23 protein-coding genes are annotated in these 24,299 nt (G+C 69.0%); 12 read left to right on the top strand and 11 right to left on the bottom strand.

The window, feature by feature from the left end; translation table 11 throughout:
- Nucleotides 1–25 precede the first annotated feature (25 nt).
- Together ACQPYS_RS23700 and ACQPYS_RS23695 are read right to left on the bottom strand one after the other, a co-directional pair.
- The gene (locus ACQPYS_RS23700; RefSeq protein ID WP_033243220.1) at nt 26–280 is read right to left on the bottom strand and encodes a WhiB family transcriptional regulator; all 255 of its coding nucleotides are present in this window, start codon (nt 278–280) and stop codon (nt 26–28) included.
- Nucleotides 281–534: 254 nt separating this feature from the next.
- Nucleotides 535–1,482 (bottom strand): diacylglycerol/lipid kinase family protein, encoded by a 948-nt coding sequence (locus ACQPYS_RS23695; protein ID WP_063039190.1) that lies wholly within the window; start codon nt 1,480–1,482, stop codon nt 535–537.
- A gap of 102 nt (nt 1,483–1,584) precedes the next feature.
- Here ACQPYS_RS23695 and ACQPYS_RS23690 point away from each other — a divergent pair, with 102 nt between their 5' ends.
- On the top strand, nt 1,585–2,004 hold the full coding sequence (locus ACQPYS_RS23690; RefSeq protein WP_063039188.1) for a hypothetical protein: 420 nt from the start codon (nt 1,585–1,587) through the stop codon (nt 2,002–2,004).
- Between the two features lie 13 nt (nt 2,005–2,017).
- Here the strand turns inward: ACQPYS_RS23690 and ACQPYS_RS23685 are convergent, their stop codons facing one another.
- The 5 genes from ACQPYS_RS23685 to ACQPYS_RS23665 form a co-directional block, all read right to left on the bottom strand.
- Nucleotides 2,018–2,524 carry an N-acetyltransferase family protein gene (locus ACQPYS_RS23685; protein WP_433490863.1) on the bottom strand — a complete coding sequence of 169 codons (507 nt, stop codon included), beginning with the start codon at nt 2,522–2,524 and terminating at the stop codon, nt 2,018–2,020.
- A 74-nt stretch (nt 2,525–2,598) separates the two neighbouring features.
- A complete protein-coding gene (locus ACQPYS_RS23680; RefSeq protein WP_431941838.1) occupies nt 2,599–3,201 on the bottom strand; it encodes an acid phosphatase in 603 nt (200 codons plus the stop codon).
- Between the two features lie 62 nt (nt 3,202–3,263).
- Nucleotides 3,264–3,764, bottom strand: a complete 501-nt coding sequence (locus tag ACQPYS_RS23675) for a nitroreductase/quinone reductase family protein (protein WP_063039419.1) — start codon at nt 3,762–3,764, stop codon at nt 3,264–3,266.
- A gap of 38 nt (nt 3,765–3,802) precedes the next feature.
- Nucleotides 3,803–5,089 carry an Rv3212 family protein gene (locus ACQPYS_RS23670; protein ID WP_433490862.1) on the bottom strand — a complete coding sequence of 429 codons (1,287 nt, stop codon included), beginning with the start codon at nt 5,087–5,089 and terminating at the stop codon, nt 3,803–3,805.
- 129 nt (nt 5,090–5,218) lie between these two features.
- Nucleotides 5,219–6,982, bottom strand: coding sequence for a DEAD/DEAH box helicase (locus ACQPYS_RS23665; RefSeq protein WP_433493117.1), 1,764 nt, complete (start codon nt 6,980–6,982; stop codon nt 5,219–5,221).
- 524 nt (nt 6,983–7,506) lie between these two features.
- Here ACQPYS_RS23665 and ACQPYS_RS23660 point away from each other — a divergent pair.
- The 3 genes from ACQPYS_RS23660 to ACQPYS_RS23650 all read left to right on the top strand — a co-directional run bounded on the left by ACQPYS_RS23660 (nt 7,507) and on the right by ACQPYS_RS23650 (nt 10,109).
- The gene (locus ACQPYS_RS23660) at nt 7,507–8,646 is read left to right on the top strand and encodes an alpha/beta hydrolase (protein WP_433490861.1); all 1,140 of its coding nucleotides are present in this window, start codon (nt 7,507–7,509) and stop codon (nt 8,644–8,646) included.
- A gap of 41 nt (nt 8,647–8,687) precedes the next feature.
- Complete coding sequence (locus ACQPYS_RS23655; protein WP_063039184.1) at nt 8,688–9,389, top strand: ferritin-like fold-containing protein; 702 nt, start codon at nt 8,688–8,690, stop codon at nt 9,387–9,389.
- A gap of 492 nt (nt 9,390–9,881) precedes the next feature.
- On the top strand, nt 9,882–10,109 hold the full coding sequence (locus tag ACQPYS_RS23650; RefSeq protein WP_030523398.1) for a DUF3107 domain-containing protein: 228 nt from the start codon (nt 9,882–9,884) through the stop codon (nt 10,107–10,109).
- A 76-nt stretch (nt 10,110–10,185) separates the two neighbouring features.
- On the opposite strand, the gene ACQPYS_RS23645 is transcribed toward ACQPYS_RS23650, so the two are convergent.
- Nucleotides 10,186–10,842 (bottom strand): TetR/AcrR family transcriptional regulator, encoded by a 657-nt coding sequence (locus tag ACQPYS_RS23645; RefSeq protein WP_030523399.1) that lies wholly within the window; start codon nt 10,840–10,842, stop codon nt 10,186–10,188.
- A 227-nt stretch (nt 10,843–11,069) separates the two neighbouring features.
- Here ACQPYS_RS23645 and ACQPYS_RS23640 point away from each other — a divergent pair, with 227 nt between their 5' ends.
- From ACQPYS_RS23640 to ACQPYS_RS23630, 3 genes are all read left to right on the top strand, one after another.
- Nucleotides 11,070–12,122: a DUF3152 domain-containing protein gene (locus tag ACQPYS_RS23640; protein ID WP_084481486.1), complete on the top strand. Its 1,053-nt coding sequence runs from the start codon at nt 11,070–11,072 to the stop codon at nt 12,120–12,122.
- 175 nt (nt 12,123–12,297) lie between these two features.
- Nucleotides 12,298–13,479 (top strand): adenylyltransferase/sulfurtransferase MoeZ, encoded by a 1,182-nt coding sequence (moeZ, locus tag ACQPYS_RS23635; protein WP_063039412.1) that lies wholly within the window; start codon nt 12,298–12,300, stop codon nt 13,477–13,479.
- 164 nt (nt 13,480–13,643) lie between these two features.
- Nucleotides 13,644–14,498, top strand: a complete 855-nt coding sequence (locus ACQPYS_RS23630) for a TIGR02569 family protein (protein ID WP_030523402.1) — start codon at nt 13,644–13,646, stop codon at nt 14,496–14,498.
- Between the two features lie 84 nt (nt 14,499–14,582).
- Here the strand turns inward: ACQPYS_RS23630 and ACQPYS_RS23625 are convergent, their stop codons facing one another.
- Nucleotides 14,583–16,073: an MFS transporter gene (locus tag ACQPYS_RS23625; protein ID WP_433490860.1), complete on the bottom strand. Its 1,491-nt coding sequence runs from the start codon at nt 16,071–16,073 to the stop codon at nt 14,583–14,585.
- 224 nt (nt 16,074–16,297) lie between these two features.
- Nucleotides 16,298–16,966 (bottom strand): FadR/GntR family transcriptional regulator, encoded by a 669-nt coding sequence (locus tag ACQPYS_RS23620; protein WP_063039180.1) that lies wholly within the window; start codon nt 16,964–16,966, stop codon nt 16,298–16,300.
- Between the two features lie 65 nt (nt 16,967–17,031).
- Between ACQPYS_RS23620 and ACQPYS_RS23615 the strand changes: the two genes are divergently transcribed.
- From ACQPYS_RS23615 to ACQPYS_RS23595, 5 genes are all read left to right on the top strand, one after another.
- On the top strand, nt 17,032–18,294 hold the full coding sequence (locus ACQPYS_RS23615) for an MFS transporter (RefSeq protein WP_063039178.1): 1,263 nt from the start codon (nt 17,032–17,034) through the stop codon (nt 18,292–18,294).
- A 479-nt stretch (nt 18,295–18,773) separates the two neighbouring features.
- Nucleotides 18,774–21,302: a nitrite reductase large subunit NirB gene (gene nirB, locus ACQPYS_RS23610; protein WP_433490859.1), complete on the top strand. Its 2,529-nt coding sequence runs from the start codon at nt 18,774–18,776 to the stop codon at nt 21,300–21,302.
- A gap of 298 nt (nt 21,303–21,600) precedes the next feature.
- Nucleotides 21,601–21,999 (top strand): nitrite reductase small subunit NirD, encoded by a 399-nt coding sequence (gene nirD, locus ACQPYS_RS23605; RefSeq protein WP_063039174.1) that lies wholly within the window; start codon nt 21,601–21,603, stop codon nt 21,997–21,999.
- Entirely contained in the window at nt 21,996–23,210 is a 1,215-nt protein-coding gene (locus tag ACQPYS_RS23600) for a uroporphyrinogen-III synthase (RefSeq protein ID WP_433490858.1), read from the top strand. Before nirD ends, ACQPYS_RS23600 begins: the two co-directional genes overlap by 4 nt.
- A 62-nt stretch (nt 23,211–23,272) precedes the next feature.
- Nucleotides 23,273–24,076 carry a sirohydrochlorin chelatase gene (locus tag ACQPYS_RS23595; RefSeq protein ID WP_433493116.1) on the top strand — a complete coding sequence of 268 codons (804 nt, stop codon included), beginning with the start codon at nt 23,273–23,275 and terminating at the stop codon, nt 24,074–24,076.
- Nucleotides 24,077–24,117: 41 nt separating this feature from the next.
- Here ACQPYS_RS23595 and ACQPYS_RS23590 read toward each other — a convergent pair whose 3' ends face one another.
- The gene (locus tag ACQPYS_RS23590) at nt 24,118–24,294 is read right to left on the bottom strand and encodes a DUF6886 family protein (protein WP_433493115.1); all 177 of its coding nucleotides are present in this window, start codon (nt 24,292–24,294) and stop codon (nt 24,118–24,120) included.
- Between the last annotated feature and the right edge of the window lie 5 nt (nt 24,295–24,299).

Genomic DNA, 24,299 nt, shown 5'->3' with positions numbered 1-24,299 from the left:
GGTCCGGTAATCGCTTCCCTGCGCTCTAGACGGCGGTCCGAGTGCGGGTGCGCGCATTGCGGCGCTTGAGCGCACGCCGCTCGTCTTCACTCATTCCGCCCCATACGCCGGCGTCCTGCCCGGATCCCAGAGCCCAGGAGAGGCATTCGGCGGTCACAGGGCAGCGAGCGCAGACCAGCTTGGCATCGGCAATCTGCGCGAGCGCAGGACCACTGTTGCCCACCGGGAAAAACAGTTCAGGGTCCTCGTCGCGACAGATGGCCTTATGGCGCCAGTCCATTCCTTCTGCTCCTTAGTAGGGCGCCGCTACCGGGCGCCGATTCGGTTGGTGGGTCGTTCACTTGTGCGAACTGAATGTTTCCGCACGGTTGCTTGTGAATGCTTTCACGAACACCGTAGATGTCAATAGGTATCCGATGCACCGTGGGGAAGCTCACGCACTGAAGTCCCGCATCGGGGACCTGCCGCAGTCCTTTGTACTCGCCTACGCCGGTTTCTGCAGCACAACGAGATGTATTTCCCGAATGCGTCAGTTCAAACCGGCCGCGGGGCGACCACGTCCAGGACGTTGGGCACAGCGGTGAAATCCACCACGTCACGTTCACCGATGAAGTCGCCGTCGATTTGCAGACCGATGGGATCGGCGCTGGTGATGCGCACCGACGGGACGTCGTCGTCACGGAACAATTTCCGCGACTTCGGCTCGGAGTGCGGCGACAGCAGTTGTGTCGCCAGGCGCAGTGTAGGCAGTAACGCCATGGTTCGCACGGCGAACACACCGAGTCCGGTTTCGAACCGGGTACCCGGATTGGTACACACCGGAGTGGCGTTCAGATAAGTCCAGGGACTGGTATTGGTCACAAAGGCGTAATGAACACCGGAAACAGGTTCGTGTCCGGGAACGTGCACCGTGACTTCGGGCCGGTCCTGTTTGACGCGGAAGAATTGACGGACGGTCGTGCGCACATAACGTGCCGGGGTCGCGGCATGCCCCTTGGCCCGAGCGGTATCGATCGCGGCACACACATCGGCGTCCAAACCGACGCCCGCACTGAAGCAGAACCAGCGATCATCGGTGAGCCCCAACCCGATTCGGCGATCGGCGTCACCGGCCTTGAGCAGATCGATCAACTGGTTGGTGGCCGCCACCGGGTCCGGCCGGATATCGAGGGACCGCGCGAACACATTGGCCGAACCACCGGGAATTATGCCGAGCCGCGGCCGCCACACCTGCCCGTCGTCCACCTGCGGCAGCGGGACGAAACCGTTGATGGTCTCGTTGACCGTCCCGTCCCCGCCGTGCACCACGATCAGATCCATCTCATTGGTCGCCGCCCACTGCGCCAACTCCGCGGCATGTCCACGATGCTGGGTGTGCGCCACCGTCAGCTGGGTCCGGCTCTCGAGCGCGTGCGCGAGCAGATCTCGCGTGGCCGCCGTGGTAGAGGTCGCATTGGGGTTGACGATCAACAACGTCCGCACCTACGCACCTTAATGGAATGAATGGACGGTCCGGTCGGAGGAGGTATCGATCACGTGACGCTGCGGGTGGGGGTTGGGAGTGTGTCCACCTAAGCTGGCCGGGTGGTCGAGCGAAAAGACGTCGGTGGTGTGCCCGGGACGGTCCGTGGCGCCGGGGGGTTGGTGACGCTGGAAGGCGCGGTCGCGGTAACCGTGGCGGCGGTGCTGATCGTGCGGGCGCTGCTGGGGCACCGGGAGGACGAGATCAGCGGCTACGGCACGGCCATGTGGTTCGGGATTCTGGGTGGCGCGGTGCTGGCTTCCGGGATCGGCCTGCTGTTCGGGCAGCGCTGGGGGCGGGCGATCGCGGTGATCACCCAGCTGCTGCTGTTGCCGGTGGTGTGGTCGCTGCTGTTCGGGTCGGGGCAGCCGCTGTACGGGACCGTGCTGGGAGTGGTGGCGCTGGGCGCGCTGGGCCTGTTGTTCGCGCCGCCGAGCTCGCGCTGGGCGGCGCAGGAGTACGGGGTGACCGGCGAGGAATGACCGGCGCCGCGCTTCACTCCGTCGCGGCGGTCTGCGACGTCTCGGCCAGGGCGGTAAGAGCTTCGCCGGAGAGCCGGTAGCCCACCCACTCGTCCTGGACGCGCGCGCCGAGTGATTCGTAGAACCCGATCGAGGGCGAGTTCCAGGTGAGCACCGACCAGCTCACCCTGCTGTAGCCGTGGGTCCGCGCCTCCTGGGCGAGCGCCGCGAGCAGCGCCCGGCCGAGACCGCTACCGCGGGCCGCGGGGGTTACGTACAGATCCTCGAGATATATCCCGTGCACGCCGTCCCAGGTGGAGAAGTTGCGGAACCAGATGGCGCAGCCGCTGACCACACCGTCCAGCAGCGCCACATGGGCGAAAACCACGGGCTCGGGACCGAACAGCGCGGCGTGCAGTTGTTCGGCCGTGAGCGTGCATTCGTCCCGGGCTTTCTCGTACTCGGCCAGGCCGTACACCAGATCGACGAGGGCTGGTACGTCGGCGGGTGTGGCGCGGCGGATGAGCGGGGCGGAGGTCACTGGCGCGGAATCCTTGTCTGGTCGGGGGCCGGAGCCCGGATGGGAGGTGTGCCGGGCGGGCCGCCCGCGCGGGATCATTCGAGGGTGCCGGCGCGCAGATTGTGTGCCCATAACGTGGGGTCCTCGTGTTCGTGGCCCAGGACGCTCACCGCGGCGGTGGTGAGCGCGAATCGGCGTCCCTCCCGGACCTCGAACCCCAGCCAGCGGGCGATCAGGGCCCGGGAGAAATGCCCGTGCCCGACCAGGACCACATCCCGGGTACCGAGGGCGGCGGCCGCCCGGTGCAGCACCCGGTCGGCGCGGGCGCCGACCTGCTCGGCGGACTCGCCACCGGGGATCGTGCCGGTCCACACCGTCCAGCCGGGATTCCGGGTGCGGATCTCGGCGGTGGTGCGGCCCTCGTAGTCGCCGTAGTCCCATTCTGCGAGGTCGGGATCGATCCGCGGGTCGGGTAGCCCGGCCAATTCGGCGGTGCGCCGGGCGCGTAGGCGGGGACTGACGTAGACCAGCGGATCACGCAACCGCAGCGTGGACAGCACCCGGCCGGCCGCGGTGGCCTGCCGGGTGCCGGTATCGGTCAGCGGTAGGTCCGTGCGGCCGGTGTGACGGTGTCGCACCGACCAATCGGTCTCACCGTGGCGGACCAGCACCACACGGGCGTCGTCGGAGCCGGGCATACGGTCCATCATGCCCGGCCGCCGGGCCGCCGCAGCCATTCGGGACCCCGCGGTGCCCGGCGTCAGGTGGCCAGGGTGAGTACCACCAGCGGCACCGGATGGTCGGTGGTGGCCTGGAAGTCGGCGAGCAGCGGATTGTTCGCCGATACCCAGGCCGCGAACTCGTCGTATTCGGCGCCGGTGAGCACCCGGGCGGTGCCGTGGTACACGTGATCACCCAGTTCCACGATCACCGCCGGATCCGCGCGCACATTGTGATACCAGGCGGGGTAACCACCCTCGACGAACGAACTGACGTATAGGGTTTCGCCGCGGTAGAGTGCGCCCAGCGGGACCACATGTCGCTTACCGGTCCGCGTACCGGTGGTGGTGAGCAGCAGCAGTTCGGCCTCCGCGTAGGCGCCGCCGACCCGTCCGCCGTTGGCGCGGAACTCCCGGATTACCTCGCTGTTCCAGTCGGCCGGGCCCTGCTCGGCGAACTGGTTCCACGGGGCGTCGGGATCGTCGTAACGGAGACGGCCGGCCACGGGAGCCGTGTCGAGAGATCGCGCTGCTTCGGTCATGGCGCGCAGTCTGCCGGAGGGCACCGACAGAAAACGGTTCACCGCAACGGTTTTGCCGGCCGCTCGGTATCGCTGCGCGGCGCGTCGACGGTGGCGGGGTCGGCGAGGGCCACGAGTTGACCGTCCCGGTGCTCGAGCACTGTGGTACCGAGTGCGCCGAGCGAGATCGGGCCACCGCCGTAATCGGGGCGTGCCACCGGGATGCGGTTCGTCCGGGCGCCGGTCGCCGGATCGAGCGCGGCGATCGCACCGGGCACCGGTAGCAACAGTTTCCCGGCCATCGGGACCGGGGTACCGAGCGCGTCGGCCGCGGTCCACATCGGCTCGAAGGTAGCGGAATTCAGGGCGATGACACTGTTACCGGTGAACACCAGGAACGCCGAGTTGGTGCGTACCGTGGCGGCGGCCGGGTCGAGTGGGGCCGAGAGCTCCTGCACCACGACGGGATTGCCCTTGGCGTCGAGGATCGTCAGTCGCGGCGCCTCGGATCCGGGTCCGTCGGTGCCGGGCTGGTAGACCGCGATCCGGTTGTCCGACACCGCGATCACGCGCGCGTCGGCGGATGCGGCGCCCGCGCCCTCCAGCAGTCGTGACCCGTACTCCTCGGGCACATTGTCGTCCTTGGGGGCCGGTGCCAGTACGGTGATCCGGTTCGCCGGCTCACCCGGGCAGCGTTCCACGACCGCCAGCCGGGACGGGCTGGAGGCGGCCGACAGCAGCGCACAACCCTTCCGCGGCTGGGTCTTCCAGTTCTCCTTGGCGTCCACGTAGCCGTATTCGAGGGTGCGCACCAGATCCGACCGCCAGACCTCCAGCCGATCGGGACCCTGGGCGAGGACATAGGTGCCGTCGACCGACAGTCGCACCTGCCCGTCCATATAGCTGCTGCGGGCGGTCCGGCGTTGCCCGTCGGCGCCGGAGACCATGGTCGTCTCGCTACAGCCGCGGCCGGTGCGGTAGACCGCGACCACCATGCCGAACTGGGATTCCACTCCGCACAGCGGCAGCTCACGGGTGTAACGCCAGACCTGTTCGCCGGTCCGCGGATCGTGTCCGACCACACTGCCGTCCGCCCCGGTGACCGCGACGCCCTCGGCGGTGAGCGCCCGGCCGGTCGCCGTATCGGGCGCGCGCCACATCTCCTGGAGCTTCGCGGGCAACTTCGCGGCCGGTTGCGGCGGCCGGGCCGGTTCGTCGGCGACGATCGACTCGGTGTTCGCCACCCCGCTGGTCGCCCACGCCACGATCACCACGACCACCACGAACACGGCGATCGCGGCTGCGGTGATGACGTCGGCGCGCGTTCGCCGCTCGGGTGCGAGCACGTAGGCGAGCGTAACGGATGGCAGGTACCGCATCCGACGGTGCTCGTGAGCCCCGCGCCGGTCTCCCGGGTCCGGAGACACCACGAGCGCCGGCGGTATCGATCACCACCGGCGCTCGTGCTGCGTCGGTCAGGCCTGGGCCGCCGCGTTCTCGGTTACCGGCGCCGGGCCGGCGGCGCTCTCGGCACGCGGAGCACCCGCACTGCCGTTCTCGGCGTCGGCCGGCTTGCGGCGCCGCCGACGGCGGGCGGGCTTCTCCGCCCCGTTGTCCCCGGCGTCGGCCGCCGGTGTGCCGGACTCGGCCGCCGGTGCGTCGGTGGCGCCCGAACCGGGGTCCTCGGTTCCACCGGACTCGGTATCGGCCGAGCGTCGCCGCCGGCGTCGCCGCCGTGCGGGTGCCTCGGCCGGTTGCGCCTCGGCGTCCGGACCGGTGCCGGCCGGCGCGTCGGTTTCGGTGGTGGTCGCGTCCGCCGCCTCGACCGGTTGGCCGCCGCGGGTGCGTCGGCGGTTGCGCTTGCGCGGTGCCCGCTCGGGCCGCTCCACCACCACGGCATCGGGGTCGCGCTGGGGTTTGCGCGCGCCGACGGTGCCGGCGGCACCCTCGGGGATGCCCAGGTCGGCGAACAGGTGCGGGGAGCGTGAATAGGTTTCCACGGGGTCGGGAATGCCCAGCCCGAGCGCGGCGTCGATGGACGCCCAGCGGGTCAGTTCGTCCCAGTCGATCAGCGTGACCGCGACGCCGGTGCGTCCGGCCCGGCCGGTGCGGCCGATCCGGTGCACATAGGTCTTCTCGTCCTCCGGGCACTGATAGTTCACGACATGGGTCACGTCGTCGATATCGATACCGCGTGCCGCGACATCGGTGGCGACCAGGACGTCGATGGTGCCCTTCCGGAATTTGGTCAGGGCCTTCTCGCGCGCGATCTGCCCGAGATCGCCGTGTACCGCGCCGACCGCGAAACCGCGCTCGGCCAATTCGTCGGCGACCTTCTGCGCGGTGCGTTTGGTGCGGGTGAAGATCATGGTGGCGCCCCGGCTCTCGGCCTGGAGCACCCGTGCGACCAGTTCACTCTTGTCCAGCGCGTGTGCCCGGTACACGAATTGCGCGGTGCGATCGTGAACCGCCGAATCGTGGGGTTCCTCGGCGCGGATATGGGTCGGCCGGGTGAGGAAAGTGCGGGCCAGGGTGATGATCGGGCCGGGCATGGTCGCCGAGAACAGCATGGTCTGCCGCTTGTCCGGCACCATCCCGAGAATGCGCTCGATATCGGGCAGGAAGCCCAGATCGAGCATTTCATCGGCCTCGTCCAATACCAGGACGCCCACTTTGCCGAGGATCAGATGCTGCTGATCGGCCAGGTCGAGCAGCCGGCCCGGCGTACCGACCACGACATCGACGCCCGCGCGCAACGCCGCGATCTGCGCTTCGTAGGGGCGGCCGCCGTAGATCGAGGTGACCCGCAGCGGACCCTTCTGGTTGGTGAGGTACTTCGCCGCGTTCTCCAGATCCTGGGTCACCTGGATGCACAGTTCGCGCGTAGGAACGATGACCAGGGCGCGCGGGGTCCCGTCCAGCGGCGTGGTTCCGGATTCGGCGGTGCTGATCCGGTGCAGCAAAGGAACTCCGAAACCGAAGGTTTTACCCATTCCGGTACGGGCCTGACCGATGAGATCCTCGCCGGTCAGGGCCAGGGGCAGGGTGAGTTCCTGGATTGCGAAAGTGCGTTCGATACCGATCTCACCGAGCGCGCGCACGATTTCGTCGCGTACTCCCAATTCGGTGAATGTCGGTGCGGTGTGGGCGGAGTCCAACTCGGCTGTCAACAGCGTCTCCGCCAGACCGGGTTCCGGTTCAACTGTGATCTTGCTCAGGTTCGTGCCTTCCCTCGTTATCGCGCTACACGCGCACGAGGCGTGGGGCGGACCGGCTGGTCCGCGACGACCACGGATCCGCCCTGCGATACTCACCCGGGCCGCCGCCGGATGTCGGCAGGTGCCCGGATGAGGGCAGCGAAGCTCGGACATCGGCGCAGCGCATCGGTGATGCGGATCTGGTGCGCGCACATTTTCCGTGGACCCCGGAGAATTCTTCGACCACCGCACGGCGCACCCGGGGTGCGCGACTTTCGGCGCTGCCGGTTCTCATGGATCGGCTGAATTCTTCCGTTGTCCGTCGCGATTGTAGCGTGCTATTGTTCCGCGCTCCGAAAGGCGCTCGCGCAAATCCGCTGGACGTTGTTCGTTTCGGTGGGCTCTTCCGGTGAGCTGCCCTGCGCGGCACAGCGTTTCGCCCGTTGCGGCAGGTGTGCACGTGCGACCGGAAATCCGCGCAGGTAGGAAGTGATTCGGCACACACTCGACCGGACGGTCACCGGCATAACTGGTACCGCCGTATACATCTATGAGAGATTCGTGCCGTGAGCATCGCAGACCGAGGTATCGCCCTGGCCGATCGCGCCGTCCGGGCGGTGGACCCGGACGGCGAGCTGTCCCGGACCGTCGAGCGGGCCGCGCGCAACGCCTGGGCGCTGACGTTCGGTGACGGCGTGGAAGGGCGCCGTCCGACTACCGCGTCGGTGCTGTGGGACGAACCGCATCGCCTGCTCCGGCGCTTCGAACCCGCCCTGCTCGCCGGTACCGCCGCACCGTCGGCGGCCGCGGTACTGCTGGTGCCGCCGCTCGCCGCGCCCGCGAGCTGCTTCGATCTACGCCCCGGCCAGAGCCTGGCGGAGTTCCTGCTGGCGACCGGTCGCGCGCCGTATGTGATCGACTACGGCGAGATCACCTACGCCGACCGCCGGATGGGCTTCGACGACTGGGTCTACGACATCCTGCCCGAGGCGATCCGCCGCACCGCCGCCGATCGGGCCGCCGCCGGCGGCGAACCGGAGGTGGACCTGGTCGGTTGGTCGCTGGGCGGCACCATGGCGCTGCTGACCGCGGCCGCGGGCAGTGACCTGCCGGTGCGGTCGATCACCGCGGTCGGGGCACCGCTGAACTACCGCGCGATGCCGATGACGCCGCAGCTCGCCGCGGCCGCGCGGCTCACCGGCACCGGGGACGCCGTGGGCGCTGCGCTGCGCGCGGTGGGCGGTGTCCCGGCGCCCCTGACCCGGCTCGCCTACCGCATCACCGCCTGGGACCGGGAGGTCAAACGGCCCTGGTTCGTGGCCAACAATCTCGCCCGCACCGAATCCCTCGCCCGGATGGAGGCCATCGACCGCTTCATGGCCGATATGCCCGGCTATCCGGGCCGCATGTACCAGCAGCTGTGGAATCGGCTGGTGTTACGCGACGAAATCGGCCGCGGCGTGGTCGATTTCGGGCGGGGATCGATTCGGCTGGCCGATATCACCGCCCCGGTACTGCTGGTCGGCGGGCCCGCCGATGTCATCACCCCGGCCCGTGCGGTCGAGCACGGCGTGCGCACGCTCACCGGAGCGAAGGCCGTCCACTACGAAACCGCACCCGGCGGGCACCTGGGCATCCTCGCCGGCGCCACCGCCCGCGCGACGACCTGGACCTATATCGACAAGTTCCTCACCACACCGGTGTGAGCGCGGCGTCGTGTAACGGTGGCGTACTACGCTGGAGTTCCATGGGAGCACAGTCACCCGCCGGGCCGGTTGTTACACCGAGCGATTCGTCCACTTCGCCGATCCCCGCCGATCATGCCGGCGTGACCGACCTGTTCGCGGTACTCGCCTACGGCGAGATATCCGCGTTCTACCGGTTGAGCGAGGAAGCCACGCTGTCACCCACACTGCGCGGCAAGGTCGCGGTGGCCCGGATGGCGGCGGCCGAACTCGCGCATTTCGAACGGCTCGACGTGGCCCTGACCGCGCGCGGCGCCGATGTGTACGCGGCCATGGCCCCGTTCACCCGCGCGCTCGACGACTACCATCGCTCAACCGACCCCTCCACCTGGCTGGAGTCGATGGTCAAATTCCATGTCGGTGACGGTATCGCCGCCGATTTCTACCGCGAGATCGCCGGTGCGCTGAGCCCGGATGTAGCGGCCGTGGTGCGCGATGTGCTCGCCGATACCGGCCACTCGGAATTCGTCGTGGAAGAAGTCCGGCGGGCGGTCGCGGCCAGCAGATCCGAACGTGATCGGCTCACCCTGTGGGGCCGCCGGTTGCTCGGCGAAGCGATCACCCAGGCCCAGTACGTGATGGCGCAGCGCGACGAGCTCACCGAACTCGTGCTGGCGGCCACCGGGGATCTCAACGGGATCGCCACCCTGTTCGAACATATGCAGAGCGCCCACGCCGAACGAATGGCGGTACTCGGTCTCTGACGTTTCGACGCGGCCGGATGTGAGCCTCCGCGAGCCGGTCCAGGCGCACGGCAGCATGCACCTCCTGTCTGTTCCGGACGGTCTACCTCAGTGGTCGGGGCCCGCCCCCGATTCTGGAGCGACAGAGCGAAGGAGCGCAGCGCTCGAGTGTGTGCGGTCGTCCGTCCATAGATCGGTGACCGTTGAGCACTTACAGTGAAGTGAGCCTCCCCATGCTGGTCGAGGCGCACGGCAGCGTGCGCCTTCCGTCTGTTCCGGACGGTCTACCTCAGTGGTCGGGGCCCGCCCCCGATTCTGGAGCGACAGAGCGAAGGAGCGTAGCGACTGAGCGGCGGAGTGAAGAATCGGGGTTACAGGGCCCCCGACCCGCGGCGCCGGAGGCGCCGCAGCTGGGCACTGTTCGCTGACAGCGCACCCCGTCGGGTGTCCGGGCTCCGGCGGCTCAACTAGCCTTACTGGGACAGCACAGGACTCTAGGTTCGGAGGTTGGCCGTGGAGGTCAAGATCGGTATTTCGGATAGCCCGCGGGAACTCGTCATCGCCAGCGCGCAGAGCCCGGACGAGGTCGAGGCTCTGGTTTCCGAGGCGCTGGCCGCTACCGGCGGGGTCCTGGCGTTGGCCGACGAGAAGGGCCGCAAGTATCTGATCCAGGCCGGCAAGGTCGCCTATGTGGAGATCGGGGCCGTGACCGGCGGCCGGGTGGGTTTCGCCGCGGTCTGAGTACCGGGCCCGGACGAACGGAAGCCCCTGCCGGTTCGGCAGGGGCTTCGTCGTGTTCCGGTCCGGTCGGCGTGGGTCAGCCGATCGGGTGCAGGGGGACGTGTTTGAGGCCGCCCCAGGCCAGTGCCACGGTGGTGTCCACGGCTTCGTCCTTGGGGATGGGGCGGTCGGCTTCCAGCCAGTACCGGGCGGTGAACTGGCTCGCGCCGACCAGGCCGACCGCGAGGATGCGGGCCCGGTAGGGGTCGAGGCCGGAATCGTGGGCGACGAGGTCGTAGACCGCGTCCACGCAGGCTTCGGTGGCTTGTTCGACGCGGCGCTGGACCTGGGGTTCGTTGGTGAGATCGGATTCGAAGACCAGGCGGAAGCCCTGCATCTCGTTGTCCACGAAGTCGTAGTAGGCCGCGACCGCCGCGCGTACACGCTGCTTGTTGTCGGTGGTGGAGCGCAGCGCCTGGCGCACACTGGACACCAGCATGTCGACATAGTTCTGCAGGACGGCCAGGTACAGCTCCAGCTTGCTGGTGAAGTGCTGGTAGAGCACCGGCTTGCTGACACCGGCGCACTGGGAGATCTCGTCCATACCGGCGGCGTGATAACCGCGTAGGACGAAGATCTCGCTGGCGGCCGCGAGTAGTTGCTGGCGCCGCTCGTCACGGGGAAGCCGGGTGCCACGTTTGGGGGCGGTGCCGGACGACGAGCGGGACGTCATCCGGTCCACGAGGTCGGTCATATTCGGATCTCCCAGTCGATTCCCCGGCAAAGGGGTGTGTACCGGGTCTTTCGAGCACCATACTCGCTTACGCTGCTGTTGCCGACCCGGGTTGGTGAACCCGGACCGGCCCCGATCCGTGTGGTGCCCTTCGGGAATGCCGGAAAGTGGCTCGCGCGGTACCGGGGGCATGGCCGCCGGGGTACTTCCATTGTGGCCGTTACGGCGGGTTGTGAGAGTGTGGAGCCGTGACCGACCGACCGGAAAACCCCTCCGGCGGCGGGCGCAGCGCGCACCGCCCCCCGGATTCAGAGCTCGCGGTCGCCGCCCGGGCTACGCCGGCGTTACCGCACGGCGACGGATCCCGGGAACCGCTGCGCGCGCGCCGGGACCCGGAGGGTGATCCGCCGCCCGCCGCCCGGCTCGCGGCCGGGTCGCGCCGCCGCCGGCTGCGTTTCGTCGTATCCAGGTACGGGTGGCGGGTGTACGCGTTGCCGGTCCTGCTGGTGCTGACGGTGTTCGTCGTGGTCGACGCGGTACGTACGGGTCGTGAGGGCCCGGCGGACCCGATCGATCCCGGTTTCGGGGCGCTCGGACCGCCGCCGGCCAGCGCGGGGGTCATCGGCGCACCGCCGGGCGACGGGACCTTCCCGGAGGATCTGCCGATCGGGGCGCTGCCCGCGGGCGGGAAGTTCACCGAGACCGGTAAGGGGACCTGGCGGATCGTGCCGGGCACCTCGGCCCGGGTCGGCGCGGGCGAGCAGTACACCTTCACCTACACGGTCGAGGTCGAGAATGGCATCGATACCCGGAATTTCGGTGGCGACGAATCGGTGGCCCGGCTGGTCGAATCCACGCTCGGTAATCCGAAGAGCTGGGTGCACGACCGCAAATTCGCATTCCAGCGTATCGATCGCGGGGAGCCGGATTTCCGGATCTCGCTCACCGCCCGCGCGACCACCCGTGAGGCCTGTGGTTTCGATATCCCGATCGATTCCTCGTGCTACAACTCCGATCAGGGCCGGGTGGTGCTGTCGGAGGCGCGCTGGGTGCGCGGGGCTCCGGCGTTCGACGGCGATATCGGCTCCTACCGCCAGTATCTGGTCAACCACGAGGTCGGGCACGCTATCGGCTACCACGAGCATCAGCCCTGCGAGAGCGAGGGCGGTCTGGCCCCGGTGATGATGCAGCAGACCTTCGGCACCGCCAACAACGAGATCGCCGCCCTGGATCCGTACGGGGTCGTGCCGATGGACGGCAAGACCTGCCGCTTCAACCCCTGGCCGTATCCGCGAGGTTGAGCTCGCTCCGGGGCGCACGGGCCGGTCCGGCGCCGGACCGGGAAGAATGACCCTCGCGCCGGCGTTGTACCGGGAACCTACGCCGGTGTGGGTGCGGGTCACAGCGGCCACGGGTCACCGGCCGTACGCATCCGCACACCGCATCCGGCTATTTCGATACGAGGAGTTCGAAGACGTGTCAACACCGCAGTCCCTGCCCCCACTTGTGGAGCCCGCCGCCGAGCTGACCAGGGACGAGGTCGCCCGTTACAGCCGTCACCTGATCATTCCCGACCTCGGGATGGACGGGCAGAAACGGCTGAAGAACGCGAAGGTGCTCGTGATCGGCGCCGGCGGGCTGGGTTCTCCGGCGTTGCTGTACCTGGCCGCCGCCGGTGTGGGCACCCTGGGCATCGTCGAGTTCGACGAGGTCGATGCCTCGAATCTGCAACGGCAGGTCATCCACGGTGAATCCGATATCGGACGGCCCAAGGCCGATAGCGCCCGCGATTCCATTCTGGAGATCAATTCCGGGATCGACGTGCGATTGCACAAGATCCGGCTGGAGCCGGAGAACGCGGTGCAGCTGTTCGCCGAATACGACCTGATCGTGGACGGTACCGACAACTTCGCGACCCGCTACCTGGTCAACGATGCCGCGGTGTTGGCCGGCAAACCGTATGTGTGGGGTTCGATCTACCGGTTCGAGGGCCAGGTCTCGGTGTTCTGGGAGGATGCCCCGAACGGTCGCGGGATCAACTATCGCGATCTGTACCCGGAGGCCCCGCCGCCGGGGATGGTGCCCTCCTGCGCCGAGGGCGGCGTGCTGGGTGTGCTGTGCGCGTCCATCGGCTCGGTGATGGTGACCGAGGCCATCAAATTGATCACCGGTATCGGTGACCCGCTGCTGGGCCGGCTCATGGTGTACGACGCACTCGATATGAGCTACCGGACCATCAAACTGCGGCGCGATCCCGCGCGGCAGCCGATCACCGAACTGATCGACTACGAGGCGTTCTGCGGTGTGGTGTCCGAGGAGGGGCAGGCCGCGGCCGTCGGTTCCACGGTGACCGCGCGGGAGCTCAAGGACCTGCTGGACGCCGGTGATGTGGAGTTGATCGATGTGCGTGAACCGGTGGAATGGGACATCGTGCACATCGAAGGCGCGACGCTGATCCCGAAGGACCGCATTCTCTCGGGGGAGGCGCTGGCGGAACTGCCGCAGAACCGCAAGATCGTGCTGCACTGCAAGACGGGTGTCCGGTCGGCGGAGGCGCTGGCCGCGCTCAAGCGGGCGGGTTTCGCCGACGCCACGCATCTGCAGGGCGGCGTGATCGCCTGGGCGCACCAGGTCGACCCGTCGCTCCCGGTGTACTGAGCCGCCCCGCGTTAGGCCGCTGACCTGCGCGTGAACAGCGTGCGGCCGACGGCCTCGACCGGTGTACACGGTGTGTGACCGGGGCCGGCCGCGGTGTGTCGCGGCACTGCTACGACACGGTGTGGCGCGATACCGGGGCCCGGTGGCGGGAGTACGGTACGGCCGTGACCACCACTGTCGAACCCCCCGAACATGTGCGGGCCACGTACGGTCTGCGGGAGCTGACCCCGGTCGCCCTCGGCGACTGGGAAGGTGGCTGGCGCCTCGGCGATGTGGTGCTCAGCCCTGTCGCCGACCATGCGCGTGCCGCCTGGTCGGCGAAGGTCCGGGAGAGCCTGCGGGTGGACGGGCTGCGGCTGGCCCGCCCGGTGCGGGCCACCGACGGCCGGTACGTGGTGTCGGGCTGGCGGTGCGACACCTTCATGACGGGCTGTCCGGAACCACGCCACGACGAGGTGGTCTCGGTCTCGCTGCGCCTGCACAAGGCCACCGCCACCCTCGAGCGGCCCCGATTCCTTTCGCAGCCGCCGGTTACGCCCTGGCTGGATGTGGACGTCTTCGTCGCCGCGGACCGGGCGGCGTGGGAGGCCGTGCCGTTGCGGACGCTGCGCGCGGCGGGGGCGGTGATGGAGAACTCGCCCGACGGCCGGCACAGCCTCGAACTGATCGGGCAGCTGGCCACGTTGCGCAAACCCGTGCGGACTCCGCCGCAACTGGTGCACGGCGATCTGTTCGGCACCGTACTGTTCGCCGGGGCACAGACACCCGCGCTCACCGATCTGACCCCGTACTGGCGCCCGCCGGCGTGGGCGGCGGGGGTGGTCGTGGTGGACGCGCTGTCGTGGGGCGGAGCCGACGACGGGCTGCTGGAGCGCTGGTCCGATCTGCCGGAATGGCCGCAGATGCTGTTGCGCGCGGTCATGTTCCGGCTGGCGGTGCATGTATTGCATCCGCGGTCCACACCGGAAGCACTGCCGGGATTGGTCCGGACGGCGGATATGGTGCGATTCCTGCTGTGAGACCGGTGGCTCCGCGCGGGACCCGGCATGGGGAGGGCCCGGCCGGGATCGAACCGGCCGGACTCTGCCATGGCTGCGGAGCCGTCAGACGTTGGCGTACGCCAGTGACGGCACCCGGCCCACCGCGAACGAGGTACGGCGGTAGAACCACCAGGTGACGCCGGCCATCACCAGGAACGCCGCGGCGTAGGCCCAGAACGCGGGCGCCATGGTGCCGAAGTTGGTGTTGGACAGGCGCAGTGCCTGCTGGAGTACGAAACCGCCGAAGGCACCGACCGCTCCGATGACCCCGATGGCCGCACCCGCCTGCCGTTTCGCCGAGGCCGCCCCTTCCGCCGGCTCGAGGCCGTGCTCGGAGGCGTACCTCTTCGCCTGGGCGCTGAAGATGGACGGGATCATCCGGTAGGTGGAGCCGTTGCCGATACCGGTGAGTACGAAGAGCATCAGGAAGGCCAGCAGGTAGAGCGGGAAACTCTCCATCTCGAGCGCGGCCATGATGAGTGCGACCGCTACGGCCATCCCGCCGAACACGGCGACGGTGATCTTCGCACCGCCGCCCAGTTTGTCCGAGAGCCAGCCGCCGAACGGGCGGGAGAACGAGCCGACCAGGGCGCCGAGGAACGCCAGATTTCCGAGGGTGGTGATCCAGCCGATACTGGCCAGATCCGGGAAATTCGCCTTGATGAGCGTCGGGAACGCGAACGAGAAGCCGATGAACGAACCGAAGGTGCCGATGTAGAGGAACGCCATCACCCAGGTGTGGTGATTGGTCAGTGCGGGTTTGTAGGAGCGTCCGTCGGATTTCGCGGTGGACAGGCTGTCCATGTATCGCAGCGCGCCGAACGCGGCGGCCAGGATGAATGGAATCCACACCAGCACCGCCAGGGTGATCCCGAAGCGGTAACCGGCCGCGTCCTTCGCGCTGAGATGGGTGCCGAGGGTGATCAGCAGCGGCACCAGCAGTTGGGTCTGGGCGACACCGAGATTGCCGCCCGCGGCATTGATCCCGAGCGCGGCGCCCTTCTTCCCGTCCGGGAAGAAGAACGAGATATTGGCCATCGACGAGGAGAAATTACCGCCGCCGAAACCGGACAGCGCGGCCAGCACCACGAAAACCCACATCGGGGTACCGGGCTGATTGACGAAGAAGATCAGGCCGACGGTGGGCACCAGCAGCATGGCGGCGCTGAACACCGTGAAGGCCCGCCCGCCGAACCGGGGGATGGCGAAGGTGTAGGGGATACGCAGGGTCGAACCGACCAGGGTGGGGATGGATGTGAGCAGGAGGGCATTGCTGACCGCGGTCGGGTCGCCTTTACCGAGCCCGTCCAGGAAGGCGAAACCGGCAGCGCCCATCCCGGTGACGACGCTGGCCCACAGGACCCAGATGCTGAAGCCGAGGTTCTCCGCGAATACCGAGAACACCAAATTCTTCTTGGCCGTGCGGTCGGCGCCGGATCTCCAGAACCGCTCGTTGTCCGGTTCCCACCGGTCGATCCAGCGGCCCCGGCGCTGATGGACGAAAGTCGTTGCGGTAGCGGATGGTTGCCGTCCGGTGTCGGCTGTCGCGGTCATCGGCGCCCCTCTCGTCGTTACTCGACGCCCCCCGGACCGGGGGTGCCCGGCCGCGGCGGCCGGGCGGTCGAGTGTGGTGTCGTGACGTGAGAAAACGCTAGGAGCCGGGTGTTTCCACCACATGGCAGGCAATGACGATCGCCACAAATCCCGCTCACGGCGGAGCTACACCGCTGTGATCGGTCCGTAACCTCGAGGGAACCCGGAGCGCAGCGAAGGTACGTCTAGTGGTCGCGGTAGTCGGCCAGCAGGGTGTCGAGGAAACATCGGGAGGTCCGGGCGGCCTTGTCGGCGTCACCGTCGATGATGGCCTGTACCAGTTCGCGATGTTCGGCGGCGTACCAGCTGTCGATACGGTCGGTGCGCGAACGGATCCCGGATTCGATGTAGCCCAGCACCGAGTCGTAGAACTCGATGTACACGGCATTGCCGCTGGCGAGCACGATCGCTCGGTGTAGTTGGACATCGGCTTCGATCGCCGCGGCCCGATCCACCCGCCACAGCCGGTTGCGGTCGTCGAGTAGCCGGCGCAGCGTGGCGATATCGGTGTCATCGCGGCGATGGGCGGCCAGCGCGGCCGCGGTGGCCTCGAGTCCGTGGCGTAGTTCCAGGACATCGCGTTCGGCGGCTTCGGCGAAGTATTTGGTCAGTGTCCCGCCCACCTCGGAGGTGGCGATGACGTAGGTACCGGAACCCTGTCGCCGTTCCAGCATGCCGGCATGGACCAGCGCCTGGACGGCCTCACGTAGGGTGTTGCGGCCGGTGCCGGTGAGTTCGGCCAGTTCGGGCTCGGTGGGGATCCGCGTCCCGATCGGCCAGCGCCCCGAGCGGATATCCTCTTTGAGTTGCTCGGTGACCTGGGCGATGAGACTGGTGCGGCGCACGCTTTGCACGGCAACACAGTACCGCCCATCACAATATTATTGCCCCTGTCATAGGGTCATCCTATGATTTCTCGGTGACTGCTGCGCTGCCCGAGACCTCCCAAGCGGCCGATCCACCTCTCGAGCAGCGGAAACGCAAGCTTATCGAAGGCCGTTTACTGGTACTCGCGGCAATTGTCATGTCCGCTCTCGTACTGCGCGTGGCCGTCACCGCGTTCACACCGCTCGCCGAGGACATCGGGCGCGATATCGGTTACTCCACCGCCGTCGTCGGTGTCTTCGGGATGATCCCGACCCTTATGTTCTCCGTGACCGGGCTGCTGGCGCCGCTCCTGGCCCGCCGACTCGGATTGGAACGGACCGTGCTGCTGGCGATGGCGGCCGCCGGGACCGGCATGCTCGTGCGGGTCCTCGTCTCGGGGACGGCCGAGCTGCTGCTGTTCTCCGCGCTCGCGCTCGGCGGTATGGGGATCGGCAATATCGTGGTTCCTCCACTGGTCAAACGCTATTTCCCGGACCGGCTCGCCACGGTGAGCGCGCTCTACATCACCATGGTGCAGATCGGCACCGTACTGCCGGCGCTGGTCGCGGTGCCGTTGGCGGAAGCGCACGGCTGGCGCGTCTCCCTGGGGGTGTGGGCCCTGCTCGGCTTCGCGGCGGCCGTCCCCTGGATCGGCGTACTGCGCGTGCGGCGCGGCCGGGCGGATGCGGACACCACCGGACTGCCGGATGCCGGCAGCGCGCCGGCCCCCAAGGTGTGGCGCTCGCCCCTGGCCTGGGGGATGGCGGCAACCTTCGGCATGACCTCGCTGACCACCTACTCGGTATTCACCTGGCTGCCGACGATCCTCGCCGACGCCGGCGCCGACGCGGCCTTCGGCGGTTCCATGGTGGCCCTGTTCGCGCTCGTGGGACTGATCGCGGCCCTCACCGCGCCCACGGTGGCCGCCCGGCTCACCAACCCGTATCCGGTGGTGGTGGGGTGTGCCGCCTGTTTCTTCGTGGCCTTCGCCGGGCTGCTCTTCGCGCCCATGAGCGCGCCCGTCCTGTGGGTGGCGATCCTGGGTCTGGGCCCGAGTACCTTCCCGATGACACTCACCCTCATCAACCTGCGCACCCGGACGCCGGCCGGTTCGGCCGCGCTGTCGGGGTTCACACAGGGGGTCGGGTACGCGCTGGCCTGCGTGGGACCGCTGGTGTTCGGCATGCTGCACACGCTCACCGACGGGTGGACCGCGCCCTTCGCGCTGCTCTGCGTCTCGGTACTGGTGCTGCTCACCGGCGCCTGGCAGGCGTGCAAACCGCGAATGCTCGAGGACTCGGTCTCCCCGCGCTGAACCGGTCACGGGAATCCGGTCCCGATGCTCACCCGAGTGCCGTGAAGCGCGTGAGAAACCTTTGATTCGGCGGTCATCTCAGGCAGCATTTCCGCAATACCGGTTTCCTACCGTGGGGTCGAACCACGTTGGGAGGCCTTGTGAGCACGCAGTCCGAGGGTCGCGGCAATGCCCGGGCGGCGCTGCTGCGGCGGCCGAAGCTGGAGCGCAGGGATGCCGAGGACACCGCGGCCTGGGAGGCCGGCGTAAGAAGATCGCCACCACCGCCTTCTGGGTGTTCACGGCGTTCTACATTGCCTGCGCCCTGGTCACCTGGGCGGTGTTCCTGCGCCACCCCGGTCCGCGACCGTGAGGTCGTCGTGGCCGTCGAAGCCCTGGTCGGGCGGGCCGAAGCCGGTTACCGCAATTCTCAGCCCACCGAATCCCGGTCCGCCCGGTCATCGGCGACCGTCTGACCCCGGATCCCCACGGAGGACACCATGAACGCACAGCGCAGAACAGTCGTCGTCGCCGGTCACGGCATGGTCGGCCACCGGTTCGTCGAGGCCGTCCGCGCCCGGGACGAGGCGGGGCAGTGGCAGGTCGTCGTCCTCGGCGAGGAGAAATCGCCCGCCTACGACAGGGTCGGTCTGTCCTCGTATATCGGTAGTTGGGACGCCGGCTCGCTGGCGCTACCAGGGAACGAGTACGCCGGTGACGAACTGGTCGACCTGCGCCTCGGCCAGCGGGCCGAGGCCATCGACAAGGACGCCCAGAAGGTCACCACCACCTCCGGTGAGGTGCTCGACTACGACGCGCTGGTCCTGGCGACCGGTTCCTACCCGTTCGTACCGCCCGTGCCGGGGCACGACCACCAGGAATGCTTCGTCTACCGGACCATCGAGGATCTGGACGGCATCCGGGCCGCGGCCGACGCGGCCGGACCGGGCGCCCACGGTGTGGTCGTCGGCGGTGGCCTGCTCGGGCTGGAGGCCGCCAATGCGCTGCGCCTGCTCGGGCTCACCCCGCACGTGGTCGAGTACAACGATCGCCTGATGCCGGCCCAGGTCGACGAGGGCGGCGGCGCGATCCTGGAGAAACTGGTCACCGACCTGGGGCTGCGGGTGCACACCGGCGTGGGCACCGCCGGGATCGAACGCGATGCGGCCGCCGACCCGGCCGAACGGCTGCGGGTCACCCTGTCCGACGACACCGTCATCGATGCCGCGCTGGTGGTGTTCTCCGCGGGAGTCCGGCCGCGGGACCAGATCGCCCGCGACGCGGGGCTCGAGGTGGGCCCGCGCGGTGGCGTGATCACCGACCTGGGACTGGCCACCTCCGATCCGAATATCTACGCCATCGGTGAATGCGCCGCGATCGAAGGGGTCTGCTACGGGCTGGTGGCGCCCGGCTACAGCACCGCCGAGATCGTGGCCGACCGCCTGCTGGGCGGTGCCGGTGAGTTCTCCGGCGCCGATATGTCCACCAAGCTCAAACTGCTCGGGGTGGATGTGGCGAGTTTCGGCGACGCGCACGGCACCACCGAGGGCGCGCTGTCGGTGGTACTGCACGACGCCGCCCGTGGCACCTACGCCAAGCTGGTGATCTCCGATGACGCGCAGACCCTGCTGGGCGGCATCCTCGTCGGCGATGCCACCCAGTACGCCGCGCTGCGCCCGCTGGTGGGCCGGCCGCTGCCGGTCGAACCGGCCGCGCTCATCTCCCCGGCGGGGGCGGAACTGGGCGCCGACGCGCTGCCCGACGAAGCCCAGATCTGCTCGTGCAACGATGTACGCAAGGGCGCCATCTGCGGCGCCATCACCGAGGGCGCCCGTGATATCCCGGCCATCAAGGCCTGCACCAAGGCCGGCACCTCCTGTGGCGGTTGCGTGCCGATGATCAAGAAGGTGCTCGAACAGTCCGGCGTCGAGATGTCCCAGGCGCTGTGCGAGCACTTCGAGCAGTCGCGCGCCGAACTGTTCCGGATCGTGCAGGCCACCGGTATCCGCACCTTCTCCGAGCTCATCGCCCGGCACGGCCGGGGGACCGGTTGCGATATCTGCAAGCCGACGGTCGCCTCGATTCTGGCCTCCACCTCCAGCGAGCACATCCTGGAGGGCGAACAGGCCGCGCTACAGGACACCAACGACCACTTCCTGGCCAATATGCAGAAGAACGGCACCTATTCGGTGGTGCCGCGGATGCCGGGGGGCGAGGTCACCCCGGAACAGCTGATCGTGATCGGTGAGGTCGCCAAAGAGTTCGGTCTCTACGCCAAGATCACCGGCGGACAGCGGATCGACCTGTTCGGCGCGCGGGTGGAACAGCTGCCGCTCATCTGGAAACGCCTGGTGGACGCCGGTATGGAATCGGGCCACGCGTACGGTAAATCGCTGCGCACGGTGAAGAGCTGCGTCGGTTCCACCTGGTGCCGGTACGGCCAGCAGGATTCGGTCGGCATGGCCGTGCTGCTGGAGAAGCGCTACCGTGGGCTGCGTTCGCCGCACAAACTGAAACTGGCCGTATCCGGTTGTGCCCGGGAATGCGCCGAGGCCCGCGGCAAGGATGTGGGCGTCATCGCGACCGAGAACGGGTGGAACCTGTATGTGGGCGGTAACGGCGGCCTGACCCCCAAACACGCGGTCCTGCTCGCGGGCGATCTGGACGACGAGACCCTCATCGCCTATGTCGACCGGTATCTGATGTTCTACATCCGGACCGCGGACCGGCTGCAGCGCACCGCGCCGTGGCAGGAAGACCTGGGTATCGACTACGTGCGCGAGGTGGTGTGCGAGGACAGCCTCGGGATCGCCGCCGATCTGGAGCGCGCGATGGGCGACCATGTGGCCGGCTACCGCGACGAATGGGCCGCGGTCCTCGACGACGAGGAGAAGTTGTCGCGGTTCGTATCGTTCGTCAACGCCCCGGCCGAGGCCGACCCGACCATCGCCTTCGACGACAGCGGTGAACGCAAGGTCCCGGTGCTGCTCGGCCTGCCCGGTATGCCCGGAGGCGGCAGTGCGGCGTAACCACGTAGGGCGTGCCGGGCGGGCCGCGATGGGCACAGCCTGCCCGGTATGCCCGGAGGCGGCAGTGCGGCGTAACCACGTAGGGCGTGCCGGGCGGGCCGCGATGGGCACAGCCTGCCCGGTATGCCCGGAGGCGGCAGTGCGGCGTAACCACGTAGGGCGTGCCGGGCGGCCCGCGATGGGCACAGCCTGCCCGGCAGGGCTTCGGCGTCGGCCGCTACGAGTGGGAAATGACGGCTTAACCGTCAAGAAACAGGCCGCCGGTACCAATGGGTAACGGCGTGTGGAGGAGACACCAATGACCGTGATCGACACCCCAGTAGTTGTTCCGGCCACCACCGGGTGGACCCGGGCGTGCCCGCTCGAGTACCTGATCCCTGGCCGCGGTGTGGCGGTGCTGCTGCCCGGCGGCGCCCAGGTGGCCCTGTTCCTGCTGCCCGAGGGCACGTTGTACGCGGTCGGCAATATCGATCCGTTCGGCCGGGCGGCAGTGATGTCGCGCGGTATCGTCGGCGATCGCGGCGGTGAGCCGGTGGTCGTGTCACCGCTGTTGAAGCAGGCCTTCTCCCTGCTGGACGGCCGATGCCTGGACGACGCGACGACGAGCCTGCCGGTATATTCCGTGCGCGTGGACGACGGACAGGTGTCGATCTCGGGCAGGCCCGTGACGGTGGCCCCGGACGGCTGCCCGGTATGACGGTTCCGGAGACGAACACCGCGCTGGCCGGCTTCACGATCGGTATCACCGCGGCCCGGCGGGCCGAGGAGTTCGCCACCCTGCTCACCCGGCGGGGTGCGTCGGTCGTATCCGCACCGGCCATCCGGATCATCCCGCTCGCCGACGATACCGAACTGGAACGGGTGACCGGTGACCTGGTCGCCGACCCGCCGCAGATCGCGGTGGCCACCACCGGTATCGGGTTCCGTGGCTGGATGGAGGCTGCCGAGGGCTGGGGCCTGGCCGAACAGTTGCGTGCGACTCTGGGCGGCACCCGGATGCTGGCCCGGGGCCCGAAGGCCAAGGGTGCGATCCGGGCCGCGGAACTGCGCGAGGAGTGGTCCCCGGCGTCGGAGTCTTCGGCGGAGGTGCTGGATCATCTGCTCGCCGAGGGTGTCGAGGGCGTGCGAATCGCGGTCCAGTTGCATGGCGCCACCACCGAATGGGAACCGATCCCCGACTTCTGCGAGGTGCTGCGGTGCGCGGGCGCCGATGTGGTGCCCGTGCCGGTGTACCGGTGGGAGCCGCCCGCCGACCGCGGTCCGATGGATCAGCTGATCGAGGCCGTCGTGACCTCCGCGATCGACTGTGTGACGTTCACCAGTGCTCCGGCGGTGGCCTCGATGCTGATGCGCGCCGAGGAGACCGGAGTGCTGGAGGGGGTGTTGCACGCATTGCGCAGCCGGGTGCCGGCGGCGTGCGTCGGCCCGATCACCGCGGCCCCGCTCGAGGAGCTCGGGGTGCCCACCACGATGCCCGGCCGGGCCCGGCTGGGCGCCCTGGCCCGCCATGTCGCCGAGGAACTTCCGCGCCGGGCCGGCCGCATCAATGCCGCCGGGCACACCATCAGTGTGCGCGGTGCGTGTGTGGTGGTGGACGGCACGGTGAAACAGCTCGCCCCGGCGCCCATGGCACTGATGCGTTCACTGGCCCGCCAGCCGGGCCGGGTGGTCTCCCGCGAGAATCTGCTGGCCGCGCTGCCCGGCGGCGGTGACGATACGCACGCGGTGGAGACCGCGATCGCGCGGCTGCGGGCGGGGCTGGGCACCCCCAAAGCGATCCAGACCGTGGTCAAGCGCGGGTACCGGCTGGCCATGGATCCGGCCGAATGCACCGACAACAATGCCGGTCCGGCGCCGGCGGCCCCGGCGCGCAACGCGCGCTATGTCCGGACGGTGGTGCCGGGGTGAGGCGGCCGCGGCCCGCGCTGGTACTGGTCGCGCACGGCACCCGCAGCGCGAAGGGCGTGCAGATGATCGCCGCGCTGGCCGAAGCGGTCGGGCACGAACTGGACCGGCGTCCCGGCGTCCCGGACGCAGGGTGTGTCCATCCCGGCTCGCCCGGCCGTCATGCCCCGGCGCCCGGCTACGTGAACTGCGGATGTCCACCCGAGCCACCGGCGGGATCCGCGGCGGACAGCGGCGCGAACCCGGCCGTGCGCACAGCCTTCGTCGATGTGCTCGGCCCCTCGCCGGCCGAGGTGTTGCGCGATCTGGCCACCCGGGCCGTGGTGGCGGGCGATTCCGTTCCGGCCGTGCTGGTGCCGGCCTTCCTGGCCTCCGGATATCACGTCTACCAGGACGTACCCCGCGAGGTGGCCGACAGCGGGCATCTCGCGGTGACCGTCACCGCGGCCATGGGCCCCGACCCCGCGCTGGCCCGCGTCATGGCCGTACGGTTGCGGGCGGCCGGTTGGCGGTCCGGGGATGCCGTGGTCTTCGCGGCCGCCGGCTCCTCGGACCCGCGCGCTCGTGCCGATGTGCGCCGCGCCGCCGCCATGCTCACCGCGCAGCTCGCGACGCCGGTGCGCACCGCCTACGTCGCCACCGGGGCGCCCCGGGTACCCGAAGTCGTGGCTCAGCTCCGGGAGACCGGACAGGAGCGGGTGTTCATCGCCTCGTACCTGCTCGCGCACGGGCTCTTCCACGAGCGGCTGCACCGGGCGGGGGCGACCGGAGTGGCCGAGCCGATCGGGGTCCATCCCTCCGTGGTCCGGTTGATCGCGGACCGCTACCGCCGCGCGGTCCGGGCCGGGGACCGGGCGTCGGTACGCTGACCACTCCCGCTGCTCGCCGGGCATAGCGGCGGGTGGCCCCGTCAGCGCGCGTTCCGTAACCGGACGCCGCTGAACCCCAGTGTGCTGGTGGTCAGGGCCTGCCAGTGGTCGGGTGCGCGGGCCGCGTCGACGGCCCAGAAATACGGTTCGGCCTGCCGGGCGGTCGCGGCCGTATGGGGCACGAAGCGGGTGATCGTCGGGTCTTGGGAGAAGTGCAGTACCT

The sequence above is a fragment of the Nocardia grenadensis genome, from assembly GCF_050942415.1.
Classification (GTDB): domain Bacteria; phylum Actinomycetota; class Actinomycetes; order Mycobacteriales; family Mycobacteriaceae; genus Nocardia; species Nocardia grenadensis.
The sequence above is the reverse complement of the archived record's forward strand: the minus strand, read 5'-3'. Positions and strand labels throughout refer to the sequence as shown.

Coding starts and splice junctions, on each gene's coding strand:
- ACQPYS_RS23700 (WP_033243220.1), bottom strand. CDS start 280: ATGGACTGGCGCCATAAGGCCATCTGTCGCGACGAGGACCCTGAACTG.
- ACQPYS_RS23680 (WP_431941838.1), bottom strand. CDS start 3,201: ATGCCCGGCTCCGACGACGCCCGTGTGGTGCTGGTCCGCCACGGTGAG.
- ACQPYS_RS23675 (WP_063039419.1), bottom strand. CDS start 3,764: ATGACCGAAGCAGCGCGATCTCTCGACACGGCTCCCGTGGCCGGCCGT.
- ACQPYS_RS23655 (WP_063039184.1), top strand. CDS start 8,688: ATGGGAGCACAGTCACCCGCCGGGCCGGTTGTTACACCGAGCGATTCG.
- ACQPYS_RS23645 (WP_030523399.1), bottom strand. CDS start 10,842: ATGACCGACCTCGTGGACCGGATGACGTCCCGCTCGTCGTCCGGCACC.
- ACQPYS_RS23625 (WP_433490860.1), bottom strand. CDS start 16,073: ATGACCGCGACAGCCGACACCGGACGGCAACCATCCGCTACCGCAACG.
- nirB (WP_433490859.1), top strand. CDS start 18,774: ATGAACGCACAGCGCAGAACAGTCGTCGTCGCCGGTCACGGCATGGTC.
- nirD (WP_063039174.1), top strand. CDS start 21,601: ATGACCGTGATCGACACCCCAGTAGTTGTTCCGGCCACCACCGGGTGG.
- ACQPYS_RS23600 (WP_433490858.1), top strand. CDS start 21,996: ATGACGGTTCCGGAGACGAACACCGCGCTGGCCGGCTTCACGATCGGT.
- ACQPYS_RS23595 (WP_433493116.1), top strand. CDS start 23,273: ATGATCGCCGCGCTGGCCGAAGCGGTCGGGCACGAACTGGACCGGCGT.